The 22226-nt window shown below is 73.4% G+C and carries 24 protein-coding genes, 1 tRNA gene and 1 pseudogene; 23 read left to right on the top strand and 3 right to left on the bottom strand.

The window, feature by feature from the left end; genetic code table 11:
* Positions 1-48 precede the first annotated feature (48 nt).
* The 4 genes from RIF68_RS04780 (at position 49) to RIF68_RS04765 (ending at position 2808) form a co-directional block, all read left to right on the top strand.
* Positions 49-122, top strand: a tRNA-Thr gene (locus RIF68_RS04780).
* 467 nt (positions 123-589) lie between these two features.
* A complete protein-coding gene (locus RIF68_RS04775; RefSeq protein ID WP_309049849.1) occupies positions 590-766 on the top strand; it encodes a hypothetical protein in 177 nt (58 codons plus the stop codon).
* A 441-nt stretch (positions 767-1207) separates the two neighbouring features.
* Positions 1208-1630 (top strand): hypothetical protein, encoded by a 423-nt coding sequence (locus tag RIF68_RS04770; RefSeq protein WP_309049848.1) that lies wholly within the window; start codon positions 1208-1210, stop codon positions 1628-1630.
* Between the two features lie 71 nt (positions 1631-1701).
* Positions 1702-2808, top strand: a complete 1107-nt coding sequence (locus tag RIF68_RS04765) for a hypothetical protein (RefSeq protein WP_309049847.1) — start codon at positions 1702-1704, stop codon at positions 2806-2808.
* 213 nt (positions 2809-3021) lie between these two features.
* Here the strand turns inward: RIF68_RS04765 and RIF68_RS04760 are convergent, their stop codons facing one another.
* Complete coding sequence (locus tag RIF68_RS04760; RefSeq protein WP_375165671.1) at positions 3022-3465, bottom strand: transposase family protein; 444 nt, start codon at positions 3463-3465, stop codon at positions 3022-3024.
* Between the two features lie 508 nt (positions 3466-3973).
* On the opposite strand from RIF68_RS04760, the gene RIF68_RS04755 reads away from it, so the two are divergent.
* The 16 genes from RIF68_RS04755 (at position 3974) to RIF68_RS04680 (ending at position 18404) form a co-directional block, all read left to right on the top strand.
* Positions 3974-4429 (top strand): RICIN domain-containing protein, encoded by a 456-nt coding sequence (locus RIF68_RS04755; RefSeq protein WP_309049845.1) that lies wholly within the window; start codon positions 3974-3976, stop codon positions 4427-4429.
* Between the two features lie 436 nt (positions 4430-4865).
* The gene (locus RIF68_RS04750) at positions 4866-5159 is read left to right on the top strand and encodes a hypothetical protein (protein WP_309049844.1); all 294 of its coding nucleotides are present in this window, start codon (positions 4866-4868) and stop codon (positions 5157-5159) included.
* Positions 5160-5285: 126 nt separating this feature from the next.
* A complete protein-coding gene (locus RIF68_RS04745) occupies positions 5286-6197 on the top strand; it encodes an ABC transporter ATP-binding protein (protein ID WP_309049843.1) in 912 nt (303 codons plus the stop codon).
* Entirely contained in the window at positions 6194-7252 is a 1059-nt protein-coding gene (locus tag RIF68_RS04740) for an ABC transporter permease (protein ID WP_309049842.1), read from the top strand. The genes RIF68_RS04745 and RIF68_RS04740 overlap by 4 nt, the downstream gene beginning before the upstream one ends.
* Entirely contained in the window at positions 7249-8688 is a 1440-nt protein-coding gene (locus tag RIF68_RS04735) for a YcaO-like family protein (RefSeq protein ID WP_309049841.1), read from the top strand. The genes RIF68_RS04740 and RIF68_RS04735 overlap by 4 nt, the downstream gene beginning before the upstream one ends.
* Positions 8689-8777: 89 nt before the next feature.
* A complete protein-coding gene (locus RIF68_RS04730; protein ID WP_309049840.1) occupies positions 8778-9428 on the top strand; it encodes a TOMM precursor leader peptide-binding protein in 651 nt (216 codons plus the stop codon).
* 189 nt (positions 9429-9617) lie between these two features.
* A complete protein-coding gene (locus RIF68_RS04725; RefSeq protein WP_309049839.1) occupies positions 9618-11246 on the top strand; it encodes a hypothetical protein in 1629 nt (542 codons plus the stop codon).
* Positions 11243-11959: a nitroreductase family protein gene (locus RIF68_RS04720; RefSeq protein ID WP_309049838.1), complete on the top strand. Its 717-nt coding sequence runs from the start codon at positions 11243-11245 to the stop codon at positions 11957-11959. Before RIF68_RS04725 ends, RIF68_RS04720 begins: the two co-directional genes overlap by 4 nt.
* A gap of 68 nt (positions 11960-12027) precedes the next feature.
* Positions 12028-12192, top strand: a complete 165-nt coding sequence (locus tag RIF68_RS04715; protein WP_309049837.1) for a thiocillin family RiPP — start codon at positions 12028-12030, stop codon at positions 12190-12192.
* Positions 12193-12260: 68 nt separating this feature from the next.
* Complete coding sequence (locus RIF68_RS04710; protein WP_309049836.1) at positions 12261-12428, top strand: thiocillin family RiPP; 168 nt, start codon at positions 12261-12263, stop codon at positions 12426-12428.
* Between the two features lie 90 nt (positions 12429-12518).
* Positions 12519-12704, top strand: a complete 186-nt coding sequence (locus tag RIF68_RS04705) for a thiocillin family RiPP (RefSeq protein WP_309049835.1) — start codon at positions 12519-12521, stop codon at positions 12702-12704.
* 97 nt (positions 12705-12801) lie between these two features.
* On the top strand, positions 12802-12981 hold the full coding sequence (locus tag RIF68_RS04700; RefSeq protein ID WP_185902699.1) for a thiocillin family RiPP: 180 nt from the start codon (positions 12802-12804) through the stop codon (positions 12979-12981).
* Between the two features lie 185 nt (positions 12982-13166).
* A complete protein-coding gene (locus RIF68_RS04695) occupies positions 13167-14273 on the top strand; it encodes a PqqD family peptide modification chaperone (RefSeq protein ID WP_309049834.1) in 1107 nt (368 codons plus the stop codon).
* A 68-nt stretch (positions 14274-14341) separates the two neighbouring features.
* Positions 14342-16882 (top strand): lantibiotic dehydratase, encoded by a 2541-nt coding sequence (locus RIF68_RS04690; RefSeq protein WP_309049833.1) that lies wholly within the window; start codon positions 14342-14344, stop codon positions 16880-16882.
* On the top strand, positions 16879-17784 hold the full coding sequence (locus tag RIF68_RS04685; RefSeq protein WP_309049832.1) for a lantibiotic dehydratase C-terminal domain-containing protein: 906 nt from the start codon (positions 16879-16881) through the stop codon (positions 17782-17784). Before RIF68_RS04690 ends, RIF68_RS04685 begins: the two co-directional genes overlap by 4 nt.
* Positions 17781-18404, top strand: a complete 624-nt coding sequence (locus RIF68_RS04680; protein WP_309049831.1) for a GPP34 family phosphoprotein — start codon at positions 17781-17783, stop codon at positions 18402-18404. The genes RIF68_RS04685 and RIF68_RS04680 overlap by 4 nt, the downstream gene beginning before the upstream one ends.
* 145 nt (positions 18405-18549) lie before the next feature.
* Here the strand turns inward: RIF68_RS04680 and RIF68_RS04675 are convergent, their stop codons facing one another.
* Positions 18550-19527 carry a helix-turn-helix transcriptional regulator gene (locus RIF68_RS04675; protein WP_309049830.1) on the bottom strand — a complete coding sequence of 326 codons (978 nt, stop codon included), beginning with the start codon at positions 19525-19527 and terminating at the stop codon, positions 18550-18552.
* Between the two features lie 316 nt (positions 19528-19843).
* On the opposite strand from RIF68_RS04675, the gene RIF68_RS04670 reads away from it, so the two are divergent.
* On the top strand, positions 19844-20539 hold the full coding sequence (locus tag RIF68_RS04670; protein WP_309049829.1) for a pyridoxamine 5'-phosphate oxidase family protein: 696 nt from the start codon (positions 19844-19846) through the stop codon (positions 20537-20539).
* 139 nt (positions 20540-20678) lie between these two features.
* Here the strand turns inward: RIF68_RS04670 and RIF68_RS04665 are convergent, their stop codons facing one another.
* Positions 20679-21068: a DUF6479 family protein gene (locus tag RIF68_RS04665; protein ID WP_309049828.1), complete on the bottom strand. Its 390-nt coding sequence runs from the start codon at positions 21066-21068 to the stop codon at positions 20679-20681.
* Between the two features lie 153 nt (positions 21069-21221).
* On the opposite strand from RIF68_RS04665, the gene RIF68_RS04660 reads away from it, so the two are divergent.
* Together RIF68_RS04660 and RIF68_RS04655 are read left to right on the top strand one after the other, a co-directional pair.
* Positions 21222-21731 carry a SigE family RNA polymerase sigma factor gene (locus tag RIF68_RS04660; protein WP_309049827.1) on the top strand — a complete coding sequence of 170 codons (510 nt, stop codon included), beginning with the start codon at positions 21222-21224 and terminating at the stop codon, positions 21729-21731.
* A gap of 147 nt (positions 21732-21878) precedes the next feature.
* A pseudogene (locus tag RIF68_RS04655) lies at positions 21879-22226 on the top strand (hypothetical protein); the annotation flags it as partial.

The following is a 22226-nucleotide window of genomic DNA, read 5'->3' as shown; positions in this document are numbered from 1 at the left end:
GTGTAGACTTGGCGACGCTGCTGCACCCACCACGGGTCCGCGCGGCACGCCGCCTTAGCTCAGTTGGCCAGAGCAACGCACTCGTAATGCGTAGGTCTCGGGTTCGAATCCCGAAGGCGGCTCGGAATCGCCCCAGGACTCACTCGCCGTGACCTGGGGCTTTTTCATGTCTGGGTGGTGTGCGCCGCGTCATGGGAACGCCGTGGGAACGGCTTGCGTGAGCGGACGCGGGGGATTTCAAAGGCTCGGTGGATGGGGCGGCGTCGCGCCTTGGTGGTCTGAGGTGGAGCGAACAGCGCGAACCATGTGGCCGGTCCAATTCCGTCCCGCAACCGGTCCAGCAGCGGGACGAAGACGGTCTGGCCGTCCACCCGCCGACGCAGTTCCGTGCCGCGAGCACCCCCAGGGCTAGTGGCCACGCTCCCCGTACACCGAGGTAAGCGCCGGCTCCAGGTGCGGCACCCGAAGACCTCCCGCCCTCCTCCGTCGCGGAAGTGGTGGCTGACAGGCGGGAGGCATGATGCAGGTTCCTTCACAGTGCGGCGCCGCATCGACCGGTCGGCATGCCACACACATCAGGAAGACCTCTATGCCCACGACCCCGCTCCTCGTCCTGCTGCTCTTGGCCGTCACCGGCCTGCTTGTGACGGTCGTGCCCGGCCACCTTGTCTGGCGCCCCCGTCTCGGCATCCCCCTCGCGGTGGCCGCCGCGTTCGGCGCCCTGGTTCTCACCGCCATCCTCAGCATCGCCGCCCTGCCGAACTGACCCGTCCCGCCGCAATCAGGAGTTCGTCATCAGCGCTGTGCACTGTGAACCGGCCACCTGTAGGCCGTCGTCACGGTTCATGAAGGGGGCGCCCGGTTTCCCTCAAGGGATCATTTGTGGCGTGATGTCCGGTTGGCTGTCGCCTCGCCGACGGACACAAGGGGCCATTTGCATCGCACGTGGCGTTAGCCATTTACCGCCCCTCGAATCTCAGATGTTCATCAAAAGAGAAGCTCTCCCATCGCGAGGAGTGGTTGCCTCTCATCAACGCCGGTGGGGAAACCGGCGATAAACGGCAGGGAAAGCATGCGCTCTGTCATGCGCCATGCCGCTCTTATGGGAGTGATGGTTGTCGGATCCAGTCTCTTACTGGCTCCGTCGGCCGCGTCAGCCAGCGTCCCGGGCCCCGAGGGGTGCCCGCCGGACATCTGGCACAAGGTGGTGAAGATCAGCACCGGCTACGAGGCCATCGGCAACACCGCCGGCAAGAGGAACGGCTCCACCTCGACATCGCGTCTGACCTACGCAATGTCCACCACTACTTCGAAGGCGACGAGCTGGAAGTCCGAACTCGGGGGCAGCGCGTCCTGGGGCATAGCCACCGTCGAGGCCAAGGTGGGCCGCGACATCACCAACTCGACGGACAAGGGCGTCACCGTCCAGAACTGGATGGACGTGCCAGGGGGTAAGTGGGGCTACACCACCCCGAAGATCGAGCGCACGACGTACGTGATCGAGCGGTGGCAGGACACGGCGGCCTGCGGAGCGAGGTTCCTCGGCAACGACGGCACGCTGGGCGGAATCACGGCGTTCCCGTTCTTCGCCGAGTGCGTCGCCAGCAGCGCCTGCACCCCGAAGCCCTAGATCAACCAGCGGGGTACGGAAATGACCAGCCGTACCCCGCTCCACCGTCAACCTCGCCAGGGGGAACCGACATGGCCGTGCAGAACCATTCCGCCAGGACTTCCCCTTGGTGGCGCCACCGACTGACTGCGGTGGTGCTCGCGGCCGCCCTGGGGACGGCCGGGTGCACCGAGGGCGACGAGAGCGCCCCGCGCGGCATCGTCGTCAACCTCGGAGGCCGCATCGCCGTCCTCGACAAGATCGACTCCGAGCCGGACATCGTCGTCGAGCGCCCGGAAGGCACGGAGCGACTCGACGTCTACAAGCTCACTGCCCCAAGGCAGCTGACAACCGGACACATCATCGGGATCTCCGACGGCGCGGTCGTGGCCATCGAGCCGGCCAAGCCCGAACAGCAGGCGCTCCTGGGGCCGGCCACCTCGTGGTTCCCCACCGCGGACGGCAAGAAGATCTGGGCCGTCTCCGAAGAACCCGCCGCCACGGCGTGCGCGGGACAGCAGACCCCCGCATCGGTCAACTCCCGCTTCACCGTGACGGAGTACGACACGTCGGGCCGCCCGTCACAGCGCACACACACGCTGCAGTGCGGCCTGCAACCACTCGCCGAAACCGATCAGGGAATCGTGGCGGCCCAGACCACCACCGAGGACGACACGAGCCGGGCACGTACGGACCTCGTCCTCCTCGACTCCGACACCATGACCCCCCGCCAGAGCCTCGCGCAGGACGCGGTGCTCCTCGCAGCCGGTGGCCACCGGCTGATCTGGAAGCAGACCGACTGTGACGGGGCCGCGTGCATGAAGGCGTACGACGCGCAGGACAAGGGCACCGCGAACGCGCCGCAGTGCACGCAAGGCGAAGCGGTAGGACGCGGCTCCCTCGACGCCACCGGGCGCTGGTACGCCAGCGCGATCCGCGTCGACGGCGGCTACCGGCTGGCGGTACTCGACCTCGACGAGGACAGCTGCAAGGACCTCGGAACGAATACCGCGCTCGCGGGCAACCAGGATCTGGACGGCCCGCTCTCCGGAACGTGGTCGAAGTCGAACCTCCTCGTCCTGGACTCCGCCACCGGAGCCCTCACTTCCTTCAACGCCGTCTCCGGCAAGCAGGACCGGCGCCTGAAGAACCTCGACGTCACGGACGACGGCCAGGTCTGGGGAGCCCGCACGGACTGACTCTTGGCCGTCCCGCCTCATCAGGGCTTCCTGTATGCACGAGAGCCGCGAGGTCGCCGGGCGCGCTCCGGCCATCGGCGCTCCGGGCGCTCGGGAACCTTCGAATCTGCCGTACTGCCCAGTCCGCCGGTTGCCCCTCATACGTGCCGCAGCGCGAACCGCACCATCCATTCGGACCGACTGCATCGGGGGAACGATGAGCCTTTTCCAACTTCACGCTGACGCGTAGTGAAGGACGAGGACGGCCTGGTCGATCGCTGTGATGCGGTTGGTGCTGCAGCGGAGTATCCGTAGGTGGCCCCAGCCCTTCAGGGGGGTCATAGCCTGCTCGGCGAGGCAGCGGATCTTGGCGTGCGTGGTGTTGTGTCGGCGCTGCCACCGCTTGGGCGACGCCGCGGAAGGCGTAACCGGATGGAGCCGCCGGCGCCCTGGTGCCTTGACGGCCCAGCGCTTGAGGACGGCGTCGGTGAGTGCGTCGACGATGCCGTGGGTGTGGGCGGCGGTCATGTCGTGGGTGGATCCGGGAAGCACTGGCGAGGCCCGCAGCAGGCGGCCGAACGGGTCGGTGAGGACCTGGACGTTCATGCCACCCGCCGTCACCCTGCACGTCGTGAATACGGAGGAGAAGTGCCCGTAGGGCGGGCCAGTGGGAGCGATATGCGAGCGGAGGGGCGGTCAGCCCTCCTTCGGAGCCTTCTTGGCCTTGGCCTTCTTCTTCCGCTCCGCCTTCTCGGCCTTCTTCGCCTCCTTGGCGGCCTGGCGGGCCTGCTCCTCGGGTGGGTCGTCCCTGGCGAGTTGGCGCCAGGGAGCGGGCCGGTTTTCGTGGCGGGAGTCGGGGGGATCGCGCCGAACCTGGGGGAGGAAGTCCGCACTCCGGAAAGATGGTCCGCAAGAGTGCAAAGAGGGGCGAATCGGTGCTCCTTTCGCTCTGGTGGACATCAAGGCGGAGGACCGGATTCCCCTTTTGTTGCCCAGAGTGGGACGTTCCGAGGGTGGGATCGCTGTGGGTCACCTCCTTAGCAGAGACGCCGTGCCCGTGTCGGGCAATGGGGATTCTTGGCGCGCGACCGACGGTGCGGGCGGCGGTATTTCTGAGCGCCGTTGTTGCCGCCGATCGGCCTCCGATACGTTCGTCGCGGCAATCAGCCACAGCGAAGGGGAAATTATGTTCAAGCGAAAGAACCTGGTCTCTGCTTTTGCCTCCGTGGCCATGGCAGGGGCCGGCGTTCTCGCCATGACGGCACCGGCTCAGGCCTCTGTTCCGGGGACGGAGCAGTTCCAGAACGTCGCCACGGGCTTCTGCCTGGACAGCAACGCCGACCGTGCCGTCTACACGCACTCCTGCAATACCGGTGCCTACCAGAAGTGGACGGTCTCGTCCGTCAGCGGTGGTTACACCGTGCGCAACCAGGCCACCGGATTCTGCCTGGACAGCAACGCCGCACAGGCCGTCTACACGCATTCCTGCAACGGCGGCAGCTACCAGAAGTGGGTCATCAGCTACAGCGGTACGGGATACGTGCTGCGGAACGTCGCCACCGGCTTCGTGCTCGACAGCAACGCCAACCGGCAGGTGTACACGCACTCCTACAACGGGGGCAACTACCAGAAGTGGAGCTGACCGCGCGCGGTCGGCGAGCGCGCTGACCGAGCGCGTCGCGAGTTTGAGACCGAGGCCCGCCCTGTCGCAGAGGGCGGGCCTCGGCCCGTTCATGACGGCGCCCGGCGGGCCTTCACCGCGGCCAGCTCCCCGGTAGGTGCCGGCAGGGGAGCCGTACGGCCGCCCGCGCCGCGCTGCCGTGCCGGACATCTTTCTGCACCCCTCCGTGGGAGGGCAACAGGTCCGGACCAGGAGCCCGCCGGAGCCCGGGCCCCGGCGGCCGGGGCGGGGAGCCGTGGGTGCGGCGCTCACCTGGGGGTTCGGGGGTCCGTCAGCTTGTTGCCGGGGGTTCTGCATCAAGCTGACACCGGAATTCATGGAGTCACCCCTGCCCCGCTGGCATTGTCTTCCTCAGCGGAAACGCAAGGGATCACGGAAACGGAACCCAGGGGGAAACATGCGGAACCGATTCACCTCGGCAGCGGTTTGTCTGGCTCTCGGCCTGACCGGCTGGACCGTGGCCACCGGCAGCGCGGCGGCCACCGAGCGGAACGGCGACCGGAATGCGGTCGTCACCGCCGCGCCGTACAGCACCGGGACGCACGGCGATGAGCACACCCAGTGGCCGGGACAGGCTTCGACGCCGGCGCCCGTACCGCCCGCCGTCACCGAACTGGTCTGCGGAATCCAGCAGAGCATCCCGTATCCGGTCCAGATCCCGTACTGCAAGCAGGTCAACGGTTGGCAGTAGTTCCCGGCTTTGCCTCCGACTGCTGATTCGAAGGGCGAGAGCAGAGTGGTCATGACAAGTCGGCTCCCTGGTTCCATGGAATTCGCGGGGCGTTCGGAATCCGTTCTCGAAGTGGCCGGTCTCCGCGTGAGATACGCCGACGTCGAAGCGGTGGCGGGAATTTCCTTCTCGGTCGCTCCCGGCGAGATCTTCGGTCTCCTCGGCCGCAACGGAGCCGGCAAGACCAGCACCATCTCGGCCATCGCGGGCCTTCGCCGGCCCGACGAGGGACGGATCACCGTCCTCGGGGAGGACGCGCTCGTACGGACCGACGTCCTGCGCGCCTCCCTCGCCCTCCAGCCGCAGCAGGCCAGCCTCTTCCCGAGGCTCAAGGTGCGGGAGACCCTGGAGACCTGGGCCGCGCTCTATCCGGCGCCCCGGGACGTGGACGCGCTGCTGGAGGAGATCGGCCTGGCCGAGAAGGCCGGGGCGCGCGCCGCCCGGCTCTCCGGGGGGCAGCAGCAGCGCCTGCTGCTCGCCACGGCGCTCGTCGGCGACACCCCCGTGGTCGTCCTCGACGAACCCACCACGGGACTCGACCCGCACGCCCGGCACGCCGTCTGGGACCTCATCCGCAGGGCCCAGGCCGGAGGCACCACCTTCCTGCTCACCACCCACGCCATGGCGGAAGCGGAGGAGATGTGCGACCGCCTCGCCGTCCTGCACGAAGGGCGGATGGTGGCGGCCGGCTCCCCGACCGAGCTGATCGCACGGCACGCGCCCGGCGGCGTCGTGTCCGTACGCACCGGCGACACCGGCCTCGCCGACCGGGTCCGCACCCGCTTCGGCGACGCCATGACCGCCGTCGAGTCGACCGGCCGCTCCGGCCGCGCACGGTTCGAGGTGACGGCGGACGACCCGCACGCCACGGCCGCGTGGATCACCGGCCTCGACGCCGGGGCCGACGTGCGGCCGCGCCCCGCGACCCTGGAGGACGTGTTCCTCCGCCTCACCGGCACCCCGCTCGGATCCGGAACGGAACAGGAGGAGAAGCGATGACCAAGCCCCTCGGTCTCGGCGCGCCACCCGTGTCGACGACCCGTCAATGGCAGGCGCTCTCCCGGGCCATGACCCGCCAGCTCCTCCGCGACCCGGCGGCACTCTTCTTCAGCGTGGTCTTCCCGCTGCTGATGGCGGTCTTCTTCGTCGTCCTCATGCAACTGACGTGGGTACGGGGCCCCTTCGAGCTCGCCGTGGTCGGCACCGGCCCGCAGGCGGCCGCCCTCCAGGAGGCGCTGGGCGACGGCAGCAGGGCCGTCGCCGTCCCGGCACCGGGCCCGCAGCCGGACAAGTCGGCGCTGATCGTCCCCGACGAGGCCTCCCGCACCCTGCGGATGGCCGTCGACCCGGAACAGCCCTCCGTGGTCGCGGCGGTGCGCGGTGCCCTGGACGGCACCGCGTGGCAGGGCTGGGAGGTGACGGCCCTGGGCACCGACGGAACCACCCTCTTCGATCCCATGGCCTTCGTCATCCCCGGTGTCCTCGCCTTCGCGCTGCTCTCGCTCGCCCTCACCGGCACGGCCTCCGCGCTCGTGGCGATGCGGGCCAGTGGCACCCTGCGGCTGCTGTCCACCACACCGGCCCGGCGGCCCGCCGTCCTGCTCTCGCTGCTCCCCGGCCGGGGACTGCTGGCACTCGCCGTCCTCGCCCTGATGGGCGCCGGCGCCGTCGCCGGCGGACTCCTGGAACCGGCCTCGACGCTGCGCCTGCTCCTGACCACGGCCATCGGCCTGGTGATGCTGCTGGCCCTCGGCTACCTGCTCGGCGGACTGCTCTCCTCGCCCGAGGTGACCAACGCGATCTCCGGGCTGCTGACCCCGGTCCTGCTGATGAGCACCGGACTTCTCTTCCCCCTCGAACTTCTCCCCGACGCGGTGGCGGGCCCGCTCTCCTGGACCCCGCTGGCGATGTTCGGAGACGCCCTGCGCCACGACGTGGTCGGCGGGATCACCCGCCACGCCCTGTGGCTGGACTGGACAGTGATGGCGGCGACGGCCGCGGGGCTCACGGCCCTCGCGGCACGGACGTTCCGCTGGGACACGGAGCGTGGATGATGACGGTGGACACGACGACCCCGTACACGGCGGCGGTGACGGACACGGCGGCCACGGGTGCCGGACGGGACCGGGGGCACCCCCCGATACCCCAGTCGCTGCTGCGGATCGGCCGGCTCGCCTCCCCGTACGGCCTGGTGAACCGGGTGACCCGGCTGCCCGTCGCCGAGGGCGAGCCCGACTTCCCGATCTTCACGGCCTCGCTCGGCAACCCCGGCGAGGTGCTCAGGGAGCAGACCGGCTGGGAGCACAACCCCAGCTCCGGGAACTTCGACGGAGCCGGCGGCGACCTCGATCCGGAGCGGGCCGCGCACCTCGCGGTCGCCGAATCGCTGGAACGCTACTCCTCCTGCGCCCGGGACCCCGAGCAGATCATCTGGGCGACGGCCGCCGAACTCGGCGAGGACGCCGTCACCAGCGACCGGTGGCCCCGCTGCTCGCCGGCCGAACTGGCCGACCCCCGCAGCGGCCTGGTCGCCACCGACCCCGGCGGCCCGATGCGCTGGGTCCGCGGCTGGTCCTTCACCCGCAACCGCCCGGTGTACGTGCCGGCCGTGCAGGTCTGGCTGAAGAACCCGGTCGAGTCCATGGCGGAACGTTTCGTCCACCCGGTCTCCACCGGCTGCGCCGCCCACTCCGACCCGGCCGCCGCCGTCGTCAACGGCATCCTGGAGATCGTCGAACGCGACGCCATCGCCCTCACCTGGCTCCAGCGGCTGCGCCTTCCCCGGCTGGAGTTCGACCCGGCCGAACTGGCCCCCGAGTTCCGGGCCTTCGTCGAGCGGGGAAGCAGCCCCCACCTGCGGACGCAGCTGTACGACGCGACGACCGACCTCGGCATTCCGGTCATCTACGGGGTGCAACTGGCCGACGACGACCGGGTCATCGCCCAGCTCGTGGCCGCGACGGCGGAGCTGGACCCCGGCAAGGGCATCGCCAAGCTCTACCGTGAGGCGTCCTCGCTGCGGATCGCCCTGCGCCACATGGCGAAGGCCGCCGAGAAGGACGCCGCCACCGCCTCCGGCACGCCGATGGCGGAGGAGGACATCGTGAGCGTCGTGGACGGCGCCCTGCTGTCCGGCCCGCTGTCCCAGCGCCACCGCTTCGACTTCCTCCTGGAGGGCGACCGGCCGGTGCACGGGCTGCGCGACCTCCCCCGGGCCCCGTCCGAGGAGCCGCTGCCGGCCCTGGCCTGGCTGCTGTCACGGCTGCACGCCCGGGGCTGCGAGGTCATCGGCGTCGACCTCACCACCGACGAGGCCGCGCAGGTCGGCGCCACCGTCGTCCGGATGCTCATCCCGGAGCTCATGCCGCTGTCCTTCGTCCACCGCGCCCGCTACCTGGCGCACCCCCGGCTGTACGCGGCTCCCGCCGCCATGGGGCACCCGGTGCGCGGCGAGGCCGACATCAACCCGCACCCGCAGCCCTTCGCCTGAGCCCCGGGGCGCACGACGCCACCGGAGCGCGTGCCCCACCCCCGTCCCTCCATCCCTGCCGCGAACCACCGACGAGGAGAGTTTCGAAGATGACCGATCCGCGCCTGCTGATCCTCACCGCGGGAGCGTTCGGCGCGGCCGTCGCCGAAGGGCTCGGCGCCCGCCACCCCGGGACCACCGTGCTCGACGTGAGCCAGGGCACCCACCCGAGCCTCTGGCCGGACAGCGACCTGATCGTCCTGGCCGCCGGCCAGGACCGCGAGGTGCTGGCCGACATGGTCGACGCCAGCGCCCACGCCTGGAAGCGGCCCTGGTTCCCCGTCCAGGCGGGCCCCCTCGATCTGCGGTGCGGACCGGTGGTCGTGCCCGGCCGCACCGCGTGCCACCGCTGCTACACCCGCCGCCGCGCCCAGCACACCCCGCCGACGACCGACCGCACCACCGGCGCGGACACCGGTGCGCAGCAGGTCTCCGGGTACGCCCCGCACCACGTCGCCATCGCCGTGGGCCTCGCCGGCCAGGCGGTGCGCGAGGCCCTGGCCGGGCCCGGTGAGCCGGGCGCGGCGGAGGGGATCGGCGGCACGGTCCGGGTCTTCGGACTCGTGGAGGGCACCACCTCCAGCGCCGCAGTCGTCGCCGTCGACCGGTGCGACCGCTGCCGGCCGGCCCGCACGCCCGAGAGCCGCCTGGCGACCTTCGTGGAACTCGCGGCCGAACTCGCGGCCCTCCCGGCCAGGTGACGGCGCAGCCCCGCCCGACCCCCTGACCCCGCACGCCGAGGGCTCCCGAGCGACCCGCAGGTACCCGTACCCCGTACGCGTACCAGACGCTCGCCCTCGTACCCGTACCGCTCGACCGGCCCGTACGCCGCGCCCCGCGTGCGTCCCGCGCGCCCCGCCCGTACGTCCCGAACCGGAAAGGAGGCCTCGATGCCGGACCACTCTGTGATCACCGCCGAAGCCATGGCCTCGGCCGCCCTGAACGACCCGCAGTTCCACGTCCCGGCCCGGCCCAGGCTCCGGCGCGGGCTCTCCCTGCACCACACGCCCGAGGCCCTCGTCGTCGAAGGAACGCCCAAGAAGCAGCTGCTCCGCGGCGCCGCCGCCCGGGACCTGCTCCCTCGCCTGCTGCCCCTGCTCGACGGCAGCCGCGGCCACGAGGATTTGGCCGGCGCCCTCGGCATCCCGGCCACGACCGTCTTCAAGGCCCTCTCCCTGCTGTGGACCTGTGGCCTGATCGAGGAGGCCGCGCCCCCGGAGTCCGCCGCCCGCGCGGCGGCCGTCCCCGCCCCGACGGCCGACTTCCTCTCCCGCATCGGCGACTCCACCGGCGCGAACCACGCCTGGGAGGAAGCCCTGGACCGGCTGGCCCGGGCCCGCGTCGAGGTCTTCGGCACCGGCCCGCTCGCCACGGCCGCCCGCCGCCACCTCACCGACTCGCTCGTACGGGCCTCCGCAGGCACCGAACCCGGCCGGGGACCGGCGCCCGGGACGACCCTCGCGGTCGCCGCCGGGCTCGGACCGGACGACGCGGCGGCGCTCGCCGCCTCCTGCGCCCTCGCCGGCGTCCCCCTCGTCCGCCTCGCGCTCACCGGCCGCACCGCGCACCTCGGGCCGTACGTGGACCTGGCGTTCACCCCCTGCCTGGCCTGCCGCACCGCCGAGGACCCGGCCGACGACCGGCCGGCGCTGCCCGGCGACGCCGAACTGGCCGCCGCGCTGTTCGCCCGCGACCTGTTCGCCCTGCTCTCCCGCAGCACGCCCGGCCCCCTGCCGTCCCAGTGGCGCACGGTCGACCTGGCGGACCTCTCCCAGCAGCGCCGCTCGGCCGCCACCCGGCCCGGCTGCCCGTACTGCTCCGCCGCGCCCGGCGACGACCCGGCGGACCCGCCGCTCGCCGCGCGCTACGAGGCGGCGATCGCCTTCCCGCCCCGCGAGTACGCCGACGGCAAGGCCCACCAGGCCCACTACAAGCCCTCGAACATCGCCCTCCAGAACGACGAGAAGACCTGGCCCGTCGCCGCCGCCGTCCCCCTCCCGGAACCGCCGCTGGAGCTGCTGCGCTCCCCCCGGCCCACCGGCCTCGACGACGCGACCGCCGCCCTGCTCCTCGCCGTCACCGCCGGCCGCCGGGCCGTGCTCCCCGGCCGCGTGCAGCGCTGGACGGCGAGCGGCGGCAACATCGGCTCCGTCGTCGCCCACCTCGTGGTCCGCGACGTGCCCGGCCTGGAACCCGGCGTGTACGGGTACGTGGCCTCCGCGCACCGGCTGGCCCTGCTGTCCGCCGACCCGGGCGCGGTGCCCGGCGAGGCGCCCCTGACGGTCGTCCTCACCGGCGACTTCACCAAGGTGGCGAAGAAGTACTCGGCCTTCGCCCTGCGGATCGTCCTGCTCGACGCCGGCTGCGCCACCGCCACGCTCCGCGCCGCCGCGCACGCCCTGGACCTGCCGTGCGCCGTCCGCACCCGCTGGGACGACCTGGCGGTGGGCGCGGCCCTGGGGATCGACCCCGACCTGGAACCGATCACCACCCTCGTCGACCTGGGAGGAGCCCCGTGAGCGCCCCGCACGAACTGGCCCTGGACATGCTGGCGTCCTTCCGCGAGCAGCCGCCCGCCGCGACCGGCGTGACCGCCCTCGCCACGGCCCCGGCGCCCGCGCCCGTACCGGCGGCGCTCGGACCGGCCGTGACGACCGGCCCGTACACGCCCCCGTCCGCGCCCCACGACCTGCTGACCACCCTGGAGCACCGGCGCTCGCTGCGCGGTTTCTCCCCGGAGCCCCTGCCGGCCGCGCTGCTCGCCGACATCATGACCCGGGCCCTGGACCTGGACGCCGGTACGGACCGGGAGGCGGCACAGCTGCCGCTCGAACTGACCGTCGTCGCCCACCGGTTGACCGGCGTACGGCCCGCCGTCCACCGCTTCGACCCCGTCGCGCGCAGCTTCACCCCGGTGATGGAACTGCCCACGGGGGCCGCCCGCTACGGCATGACGCTCCAGCCGGAGTTCTCCGAGGCCGCCGCGATCGTCTCCCTCGGCGTGCCCCTGGACGCCGCCGCCCGCCACCACGGCGGGCACGGCTACCGGCTGCTGCTGACCCGCGCCGGCTCCGCCGCGTACGCGATGTGGCTGGACGGCGTCGCCCACGGCCTCGTCGGCAGTGTCTTCGCCGGCTTCATCCCGGCCGCGGTCCGCGGCCCGCTGCTCAGCGACGGAACGAGCCGCCAGCAGATCTTCGCGCTGGCCCTCGGCCTGCCGCCGGCCCTCTGAGACTTCCCGCCCCGGTCCGGGGCGGGGGACCCGTGAACCACCCCACGACACCTGAGGAGGTGCCTCCCATGGAGGACATCGAGCTGTACGCCGTCGACGCCGAGGAACTGGCGATCGAGGAGCTGCCCGAGGGCAACGCCCTCGCGAGCTGGGCGTCCGCCGGATCGGCCTCGACCGCTTCCTGCCCGGCGACGTCCGCGTCGTCCCTCAGCAGCGCGTCCACCTACGGATGAGCCGCTGACCCACCGGCCGGCCCGCCCGGCCCCCCGTACCGCACCCACTCGGAGAGGAGAGGAACACCATGGAGAACGAGTTCGAGCTCTACGTCGTCGACGGTGACGAGCTGGCGATCGAGGAGCTTCCGGAGGGCAACGCCCTCGGCTGCTTCTTCTGCGCCGGATCGGCTTCGACCGCGTCCTGCCCCGGTACGTCCGCGGCCACCGCGTCGTCCGCCTCGACCCTGGGCTGACACCGCGCCCCGGCCACCGGCCCGGCTCCCGGCCGCCCCGCCCGCCACGCGGCGGACACCCACCATCCACCACCCTGAAGGGAACCCCTCATGCAGGACTTCGACGACCTCGAACTCGACCTGACCGCCGACGAGCTGGCCTCGGACGCGCTCGGTCTCGAGCCCCTCAAGGAGGGCGTCGCCCTCGGCACCTGGGCGACCGCGAGCACCGCCTCGTCGGCCTCGTGCCCGACGAGCACCGCCTCCTCCTCCGCGAGCGCCTCCAGCTTCGGCTAGAGCACAGCGCCCTCGCGCCACCCCCACCCAAGGCCCCCTCGCCCGCCGTCCGGGCGGACGAGGAACCCGAAGGAAACCGAGAAAGGAAGTGAACGCCATGAACGAGAACCTCGACACCGAGCTCGAACTGTGGTCGGAGTCCCTTGACCTGGAGGTCCTGCAGGACGCGGTGAGCCCCGGCTTCACCACCGCCTTCTGCGGCGCCTGCGCCGGCTCCGCCAGCTGCCCCGTCGGCTGCGTCGGCTCCATGAGCAGCGTCTCCAGCCAGGGCGGCTGATCGCACGGAGGACGGCCGGCCCCGCCGGTCGAATCCCTGGGCTCCGGGGTGGTCCTAGTACCCCGGGGCCCAGGGCCCCCAGCCCGGTCCGCTGTTCCCGGACCGGACTGAACCCCACCAGGTTAGAACCAGGCGGCCCGGCACGGTAGCGGGCCGGCCGCCGCAGCGGAGGGAGGAACCGCGCCGTGGATGTGTGCACTGCACCCAAACTCCGGGAGGATCTGGAGATCATCCGGGGGATGGACGACCACCCCTTGGTGTTCGACCCGCAGGGCGGGACGTATCACCGGCTCACCAGATCGGCCGCGGCCCTGCTCCGCCAGTTCGACGGGACGCGCTCGCTGGACGAGCTCTCGGCCCTCATGGCCGAGCGCCGGGGCGTCCCCGCCGAGGGCGTGCGCGGCGAACTCGACACCTTCGTCGGGGAGCTGACCCGCAGCGGACTCCTCGTCGGCACCGAGCCCGAGCAGGCCCCGAAGAAGCGCGCCGGCGGCCGCTTCGGCACCAGCATGCTGATGCCCCGCTTCGTCGTCACCCGCTCCCTCCCGACGGTCCTGGAGCCCGTGGCCCGGCTGCTCCGGCTGATCCCGGCCCGGCTGTCGGTCGGCGTCTTCGCCGGCGGCGGTGTCCTGGGCATCCTGCTCGGCCTCTACGCGGTGATCACCGCGGCGCCTCCGGCCCGCGACCTCCTCGGCACCGGGACGCTGGTCGCGATCGGCCTGATGCTGTTCCAGATCCTCGTGCACGAGAGCGCCCACGCGATGGTGTGCCAGGTGCTGAAGGTGCCCGTCCGGGGCCTCGGGGTGGCGCTGCTGTTCTACTTCATGCCACTCGCGTACGTGGACCGCACCGACGCCTACCGGGTCCGCTCCCGTGGCGGACGCGTCCTGCTCGCCCTCGCCGGGCCGCTCAGCGACGGCTGGTTCACCGGCGCCGCCGCCCTGCTCGTCCTCACCACGGACGGCCCGGTCGCCCAGGTCGCCGGGGCGCTGCTGATCTTCCAGATGCTCAACCTCGTGACCAACGTCAACCCGATGCTGCCGAGCGACGGTTACGCGGCGATCGAGGCGGGTTTCGGTCTCGTGGACGCCCGGGGCCGGGCCTTCGCCCTGCTCAAGCACCGCCTGCTGGGCCGCTCGCTGCCGGGCTTCCTGGAGCGGATGCCGGCCCGCAGCCGCCGGCTGCACGTGACGTACGGGATCGTGTGCAGCGTCTACACCGTGGCACTCGGCTACTTCGTGATCCAGTCGCTCGTCTGGTCCTTCGACCTGGTCGGACGGTCGATGCCATGACCGCCCTGATCCCGCCGCAATCCGCCTTGACCCCGCCGCCGTCCGCCGCCGCGGACCGTACGGCCCCGATGCCCGCACCCTCCCCGGGCACCACCACCCCCGAGATCTCCGGCCCCCTGGTCACCCGGGTGGGCGGACTGCCCACCGAATCCCTGGACCTCGTGCCGGCCGCCACCCGCCGGGCGGTCGCCGAGGCCGCCGACGCCCGTGCCGTACGGGAGAGCCTCCGTCCGGCCCTGGAGGACCTCTGCTTCACGCTGGTGCCCCTCCTGGACGACGAGGTGCCGCTGCGCCGTACGGTGCTGGCCGCCAAGCGGGCCGTCCACCGGCTGCGGGCGCTGCCCTGGGGCGACGACCCGCCGGCCCGGCTCGCCGAGGTGGCGGGGCCCGGGGCCGCCGAGGCCTTCGCCGGGTGGCAGGCGGCCGTCCGGCGGTGCGAGGAGGCCACCCGGCGGCTCGACGCGCTGCTGGCCGGGGACCGGGCGGCGGTGCCCGCCGCGCTCGCCGCACACCTCGCGGAGCCGGGTTTCGCGCGGGCCGCCGCGCTCGCCGCCCCCGACTGGCTGCGGCACGGGCGCCCGCGCCGCCGTCCCGCCGAGAGCCGCAACCTGCGCACGCTGTACTCGTACGTGTCCCGGGCCGCCGTGAAGACGAGCCCGTTCTCCACCCTGACCACCGTCGGTGAGGGCGGCGCGCCCGCCGGCGCCCCCGCCGCCGCGCACAGCTACGCCGCCACCGCGCTCGCCCAGCTCGCCGTGCGGTGCCTGGCCCGCGAGCCCGGAACGGCCGGTCTGCTGCGCTACCGGCTCGCGCCCCTGCGTCCCGGGGGCCCCGAGGCCCCGGCCGGCCTGGTCCTGCTGCCCGAGCTCGTGGCCGACGGCGGCCTGGCCTGGCGGCTGGACCGGGTCGTGGAGGCCGACCACGCGGCGCCCTGGCTCGCCCGGTTCGCGCCCGACGGCGACCACGGCCTCGACGGGCTCCTCGCCGGGCTCGGCGGCTCCGACCCCTTCCGCCGCTTCCGGCGGCTCCTCGACACCGGCCTCATCAGCCCCGTACCGCCCTGGCGGCGCGGCGAGGACCCGGTCGGTACCGTGGCGGAGCTGCTCGCGGACCACCCGTACCCGCGCCGGACCACCGGAGGGCCGCGGGACGGCACCCTCCCGGCGGCCCCGGACGCGGGGCCCGCCGGCCTCGCCACCGAGGTGCGGGAGCTGCGGGACTCCGCCGCCGCGCTCGCGGCGGCCGGGGAGGAGGAGCGCGTCGAGACGCTGACCCGGGCCAGGGCCACCGCCCGGCGGTGGGCCCGCCGGGCGGGCCTGGACCGTTTCGAGTCGGGGGAGATGCTGTACGAGGACGTGGCCGCGGACCTCGCCCTGCCCGCCGTGCTCGACGTACCGGAGGTCCGTGCCGACCTGACCGAACTCGGCCGGCGGATGCGGCCGTTCCTCTTCCGCTCCCATCTCTACGACGTCCTGGTGGACCGCTTCACCGCCGCGTACGGGTCCGGCGGCACCTGCGCCGACGTGCTCGGGTTCCTCATGGGGATCGCCGTCGACGGTGACTCCCAGCCCGACCTGGACCGGGCGGCCGTCGCCGACCGCGCCGCCCGGGAGACCGCCGGTGAGCGGGCCTGGCTGCCCGTCGGGCCGAGCAGCGCGCCGCCCGCCGCGGCCGTGCTGTTCCAGCTCGCCGCCAACGGGTTCCCGGCGGTGCGCGCCGGCGACTACCGGCTCGTGGTCAACCAGTTCAACCCGGGTACGGGCGGGCTCGTCACCCGCTTCGGACCGTTGCTCGGCGAGGGCTTCCGCGACCGGCTGCGCGCCCACGTCCAGGCGTGCTGGCCCGGCCGCGCCTGCCGGGAGCTGGTGCTCTGGACGGAGGTCAACACCGCCCAGTCGCGCTCGGCGGGCCTGCTGCCACCCCTGCTGCTGCCCGGCGAGACCCCGGGGGACGGAGGCCTCGACCTGGCCGACACGGTCCTCACGCACGATCCGGACCAGGGCACGCTGGCCCTGCGCGACCGCACGGGCGCGCCCGTCGGGCTCGCCTACCTGGGCCTCGTCCCACCGCACCTCTTCCCGCCCTTCGCCCGGCTGCTCGCCGTGCTCGCCGACCCGTGGGTGAACGGCTCGCCGCACTCGGACTACGTGCTGCCGTTCGCGCTGCAGGAGCAGCGCCGCGACGAGGTCGTGCCGATGCCCCGTACCGGCTTCGGCCGCGTCACCACCTCCCGGGCGGCCTGGGTCGTCCCGGCGGCCGCACTGCCGCTGCCCCGGCCCGGCGAGAGCGACGCGGAGACGGTGCTGCGCGCCGAGGAGTTCCGGCGCACCCACGGCCTGCCCGAGGAGGTCTTCGTCCACCGCCTGACCGGCTTCGGGCCGGGCGAGCCGGGCGCGGGCACCGACCGCAAGCCGCTGTGGGTCTCGCTGACCTCCGCGCTCTCGCTGTCCGTGCTCGCCCAGTGGGCCGGCCCGGCCACCGGCCATCTACGGCTGGTCGAGGCCCTGCCGGACAGGTCCGCGCACCCGCTGCGGGACGGAGCGGGCGGCACCCGGGCCGCCGAGCACATTTCGCTGCTGCGCTGGCGGCGGCCGGAGGAGGAGGCATGAACGTGACCGACGGCGGAGGCGTCCCCCAGCCGGACTGGTGGTACGTACGGGTCTACCCCGGCGGCCCCGGGCGCATGGACGCGGCGGTCCGCACCCTCGTGCCGTGGCTGGCCGAGCGGGCGGCGCGGATCGGCAGCGACGAGTGGTTCTTCCTGCGCTACTGGGACGCCACCGGCCACCACCTGCGGCTGCGGCTGCGCGCCGGGAGCGACGCCGTGGACGCCCTGGACGCCACCGCCCGCCCGGAGCTCACCGGCCTCCTCGGCTCGCTGGAGGAGCGGCCCGAGGACTCGGTCGGCCTGCTGCCCGGCGCGCTGCCGCCCGGCTCGCCCGCGCGGGGCGTCGTACCGGCCCTGTACGCGCCGGAACTGGCCAAGTACGGCGGCCCGGACGGCGTCGCCGTCGCCGAGCGGATCTTCCGTCTCGACAGCGCCTTCTGCGCCGGGAGCGACCTGGCCGCGCTGCCCCGCCGGTACGAACGGGCCGCGCACGCCGTCCACTTCGCGCGGGCGCTCGCCGAGAGGGTGCTGACCCCCGAGGAGCGGGACGTCTTCTGGGTGCGCCACCGCACCCGGTGGGGCTGGCAGTTGCGCATGGCGGCCGGCGGCGAGCAGCTGCGCCCGCTCCTCGGCCGGGTCTCTGCGGGCGTACGGGAGCTGGGGCCGCCCGCGCCCGGCGCGCGGGAGCGGATCGAGGCGCACGCGGACGCGGTGGCCGGTCTTCTCCTGCGGGCTCCCGGCGCGCGGGACCATCAGTTGCTCCACCACCTGCACATGGTGATGAACCGGCTGGGCTTCCCGCCCGGTGAGGAAGCGGCGCTCGGGATGCTGGCGGGACAGACTGCCAGGAGGCCGGCGGACACGGCCGGCGTGGGGCCCGTACGAGAGGAACGTCTGGGATGACCTTGGCAGCCGACATGATCCTGCTCGCCTTCGACGAGGAGGGCCGCAAACTGCCCGTCCGGCAGTCCCTCGCCCCGGCGGTCCGCGGCGCGCTCCTCGCCGAACTCCTCGCCGACGGCGGTCTGGTGGACGAGGACGGCACGGCCCGGGCGTCGGGCGAGGCGCCGCGGGACGCCGCGCTGCGGCACGTGTGGCAGCGGGTGGGCGCGGAGCCGGGCCGGAAGTGGCTGCACTGGGTGCGGAAGGACGGTCGTGAGTCGATCCACGAGGTGCTGCGCGGGATGGCGAAGGACGGGCTCCTGGAGCAGAGCACCAGCCGGGTCCTCGGGGTCTTCCCGCTGAACCGGGCGGAGCTCACCCCGGCCGGGCTCGCCGCCGCGGCGGAGGTGCGGGCGTCGGTGGTGGCGGCGGCCGAGTCGGGCGGGACCGGCACCGGCGGCGACCGGTTCGCCCTGCTGACCGGACTGGCCCACGCGGGCGCCCAGTTGGGTACGGCCCTGCCGTCGGGCCGGCGCCGGGAGCTCAAGCCGCGCCTGACCGCCCTGTCGGAAGACGCCGCCCCGGTCTCGGCGGCGGTCCGCCGCGCGGTCCAGGACCTCCAGGGCGCGGCCGTGTCCTGACCGGCCGGCCCCGGTCACCGGCACCCGGCCCCGGCGCCCCGGCCCTGGTCCCGGCGTCCCGGCCCCGGTCATCGGCCCGCCCGCCGGGGCCGCTCCCGTCCGGCTCCGCACACGCGCTCCGGGACCGGACGGTCCCGGCTGCCCGTCAGATCCAGCCGCGTTCGCGCGCCAGCAGGGCGGCGTGCGGGCGGCTGGACGCGCCGAGGACGCGGAGGAGTTCGGCGACGTGGCGCCGGTAGGTGCGTACGGACATGCCCAGGTCCCGGGCGCCGATCTCGTCCTTGCCGACGTGGCACATGGACGTGAGGACCTGCCGTTCGATGTCGGACAGTCCGCCGGGGTTCTCCTCCGGCTCCTCGATGATCGACGCCAGGTCCGTGGCCTGGCACCAGATCTTCTCGAAGAGGGCGAGGATGCCGGACACGAGTCCGGTCTCCTGGGCGACGAGCGCGCCGCGCGAGGTGTCCTCGGGATCGACGGGGACGAGCGCGGTGCGCCGGTCGTAGACGAGGATCCGCTCGGACAGGTCGTCGGCCGCCCTGATCTGCGCTCCGTGGGCGGTGAGTTCGCGCAGGTAGCCGACGGTCAGCGGATCGTCGAGCGCCTCGCGCAGCACCACGTTCCGGATGCGGACGCCCCGGCTGAGGCAGCGCATGTCCAGCGGCCGGGAGTGCTCGATGTTGGCGGGGGTCAGCGCCGTGTACGGCTCGACGGACAGGATCTCCTCGCGGGCGAAGAAGGCGAGGTCGTCGATGCGACTGCGGATCTGCGCCACGTTCTCCATCCGCTCGACGGCCTGCGGCGCGGAGCGGGCGGGGCACTGCTCGTCGCGGAGTTCCGTGACGAGGTGCCGGGAGCGGGTGACGTGCTGGAGCTCCTCGTGCAGTTCGCGCAGCCGCAGGTCGGTGAGCCGGTCGACGGCGATGGCCGGATCGGTCGGGCAGACGGTGTTCCGGTCGGTGGGATAGAGCAGCCCGAGGGCGCGGAGGCGGGCCAGCGCGGCGGCCACGGCCTCGCGGTCGGCCCGGAGCAGGACGTGGATGTCACCGTCCGTGGTGTCCGGATTCCGGAGGAAGTGGCGGTAGACGCTCTCCTCCAGCGCGGAGATTCCAAGGACCTGCATGCCTGCTGCCACCATTCGAGCTCCCCCAGCTCTGTGTGCATACCGGTGCGGCGTCCCCGCTGGTCAGGCGTGGAGGGCGCAGCCGATGGTGGGATGCACTGTAATGCCCGGGTAAAACCGGCGCACCGTGGCGTGATCTCAATGTGAGCTGGATCACCTTGCGGGCGGGGGGTGTCCCATGTCCTCCCCGTCCCCGGCCGCACCGGACGGCGGGGCTGTTCCGACAGCTGGGCGGCGGTGGCGGCGACCGGCGGACCGCCCGTACAAAAGCGGGTGAGCGACCGGTCAGGTCACGAGGCACCGCCCGAGGGGGATCATGAGCACCGCCACACCCAGCCCGACACCCGGTGACGAACTCGACGTCACCGAACGGACCCGGCTGCGCCGGATGCGGCAGAAGGGGAGCCATCGCAGAGCCGACCTGGACGCCGTGCTCGCGGCCGGCTTCCTCTGCCACCTGGGGGTGACGGTCGACGGGGTGCCGATGGTCGTGCCCACCGTGTACGGCGTCGACGGCGACCGGCTCTACCTGCACGGTTCGGTCGCCAGTCGCAGCCTCGCCCAGGCCCCGGGCGCCACCGTCTGCGTCACGGTCACCCACGTCGACGGCCTCGTCCTGGCCCGCTCGGTCTTCGAGCACGGCGTCAACTACCGCTCCGCGATGATCTACGGCGTGCCGGTGGCGGTCACCGATCCGGAGGAGAAGCTCCGGGGCCTGCGGGCCCTCACCGAACGGAGCGCGCCGGGGCAGTGGGAGTACGCGCGGCGGCCCAGCCGCAAGGAGCTGGCCGCGACCGCGCTGCTCGCCCTCGACCTCACGGAAGCCTCCGTGAAGACCCGAAGCGGCCCGCCGGACGACGGCGACTCCGAGGACGCGGCGCTGGGGCTGTGGGCGGGCGAGCTGCCGGTGGTCACCACCTTCGGGGCGCCCGTCCGGGACCCGGTCCTGCCGCCGGACGTCGCGCCGCCCCCGCACATCGCCGAGCGCGCGGGCCGGGCGCTCGGCCGCTGAGGCGCCCGGCCCGGGCCGGGCGCGGGAACGCCCCGGCCCCGGAGAGGCGGTGCCTGCTCCGGGGCCGGGTGGGGCGCCCCGCGTGGCCGGGCGCGGGTGTCATGCACCGGGGGCTCGCCCCGGGCGGACGGCGGCGGCCTCAGTCGCCGTGGCCCGGGCCCCCGCTGCCGAACCCACCGCTGGAGATGCCGCCCCACTTGCGCTTCTCCTCGCTGGGCGGTTCGGGGGACGTCTCGGTGCCGGAGGTGCCGGAGTCCTTCAGCTGGTAGGGCATGAGCCGGTGCTCGCCGTCGGTCCGGGGCATCTCGGCCGGCCGGCGGTACTCGGACATCTCACCCGGCGGCCGGTCGGTCTCCGGGCGGTGCGGCTGCTCCTCGGGCTTCGGCGGCCCGGGCTCGCGGTCACGGATCCGGAAGCCGATCCACACCGCTCCGATGAGGACCATCACGACGACCAGACCGGCGAGGAACTGGCCGAGGCCCGACTGCCAGACTCCAGCGGCCAGGTTCTGTGCGCTGAGAGTGTTCATACCGACAGGCCTACCCCGTACCGGTTCGTCGGATACGTCCCAAAGGCGCTGTCCCTCGAAAATCGCGGACTTGTTTGAAACATATCCGCTCCCCCGTCGCGTCAGTCATGTGTACGGCGATCACGCCGGGCGACCGCGAGGGAAGGGAGGGGCATGAGAAAGTCCCGCGCGGACGGATTCCTGGAGTTCGCCTCCGCACGATCGGGCCACCTGTACCGGTCCGCATGCCTGCTGACCAGCGGCGACACCCACCTCGCCGAGGACCTCACGCAGGAGACCCTCGGCCGCATGTACGCCCGCTGGAGCCGCATGCACCGCGTCGGCAACCCGGCCGCGTACGCCCAGACCGTCCTCGTCCGTACCTTCCTCACGCATCAGCGGCGCCGGTCGGCCACCGAGCGCCCGCTCGGTGAACTGCCCGACCGCGCTCCCGACAACGGCGAGGACCCGGCCCTGCGGATCGCGCTTCTCGACGCCCTGGCGAGCCTCGCGCCCAAGGACCGGGCGGTGGTGGTCCTCCGCTACTGGGAGGACCGCAGCATCGAGGAGACAGCCGACGCCCTGCACGTGAGTTCCGCGGCGGTACGCACCCGGTGCAGCCGGGCGCTCGCCACGCTCCGGAGCCGGCTCGGCGGCACCCTCGCGGAGTTCGCCACCCGCTGAGCCCCTCCACGCCGCCCGCTGAGCCCCTCCACGCCGCCCGCTGATCCCCCGCCGGCCGGGCCCCACAGACCCGCTCGGGCCCGCTCGGCCGGCGCCGTCCGCCAGAACGTACTCTTCCACCCACCGACCGGAAACGGTGATCTCGGCATGCCTCACGACGACCTCTCCTCCGAGCCTTTCGACCGGAACGACCGGAACGACCGGTCCGGGCGCTTCGAGGACGAACTCGGCGCGGTCCTGCGCACCACCGGCGCCGCCTTCGCCGCCGACAGCGGTTCCGAGCTGGTGTCGGGCGGGCTGCGCCGCGGCCGCCGCCGCCTCGTCCGCCGCCGTCTCGCGATGACCGGTGGCGCGCTCGCCCTCGTCGCCGTCGCCGTCGCCGCCGGCGGCGTCCACGGCGCCGGGCTCTTCGCCCCGTCCGGGACCGGTGCCCCGGCGGCCGTGGCCCAGCAGCCCGCGGACGGGCCGGCCGCTCCCGGCGACGGCACCACCGCC

The sequence above is a fragment of the Streptomyces sp. genome (genome assembly GCF_031178505.1).
GTDB lineage: Bacteria > Actinomycetota > Actinomycetes > Streptomycetales > Streptomycetaceae > Streptomyces > Streptomyces gulbargensis.
Note: the sequence above shows the minus strand (reverse complement) of the source record. Positions and strands in the feature narration are given on the sequence as shown.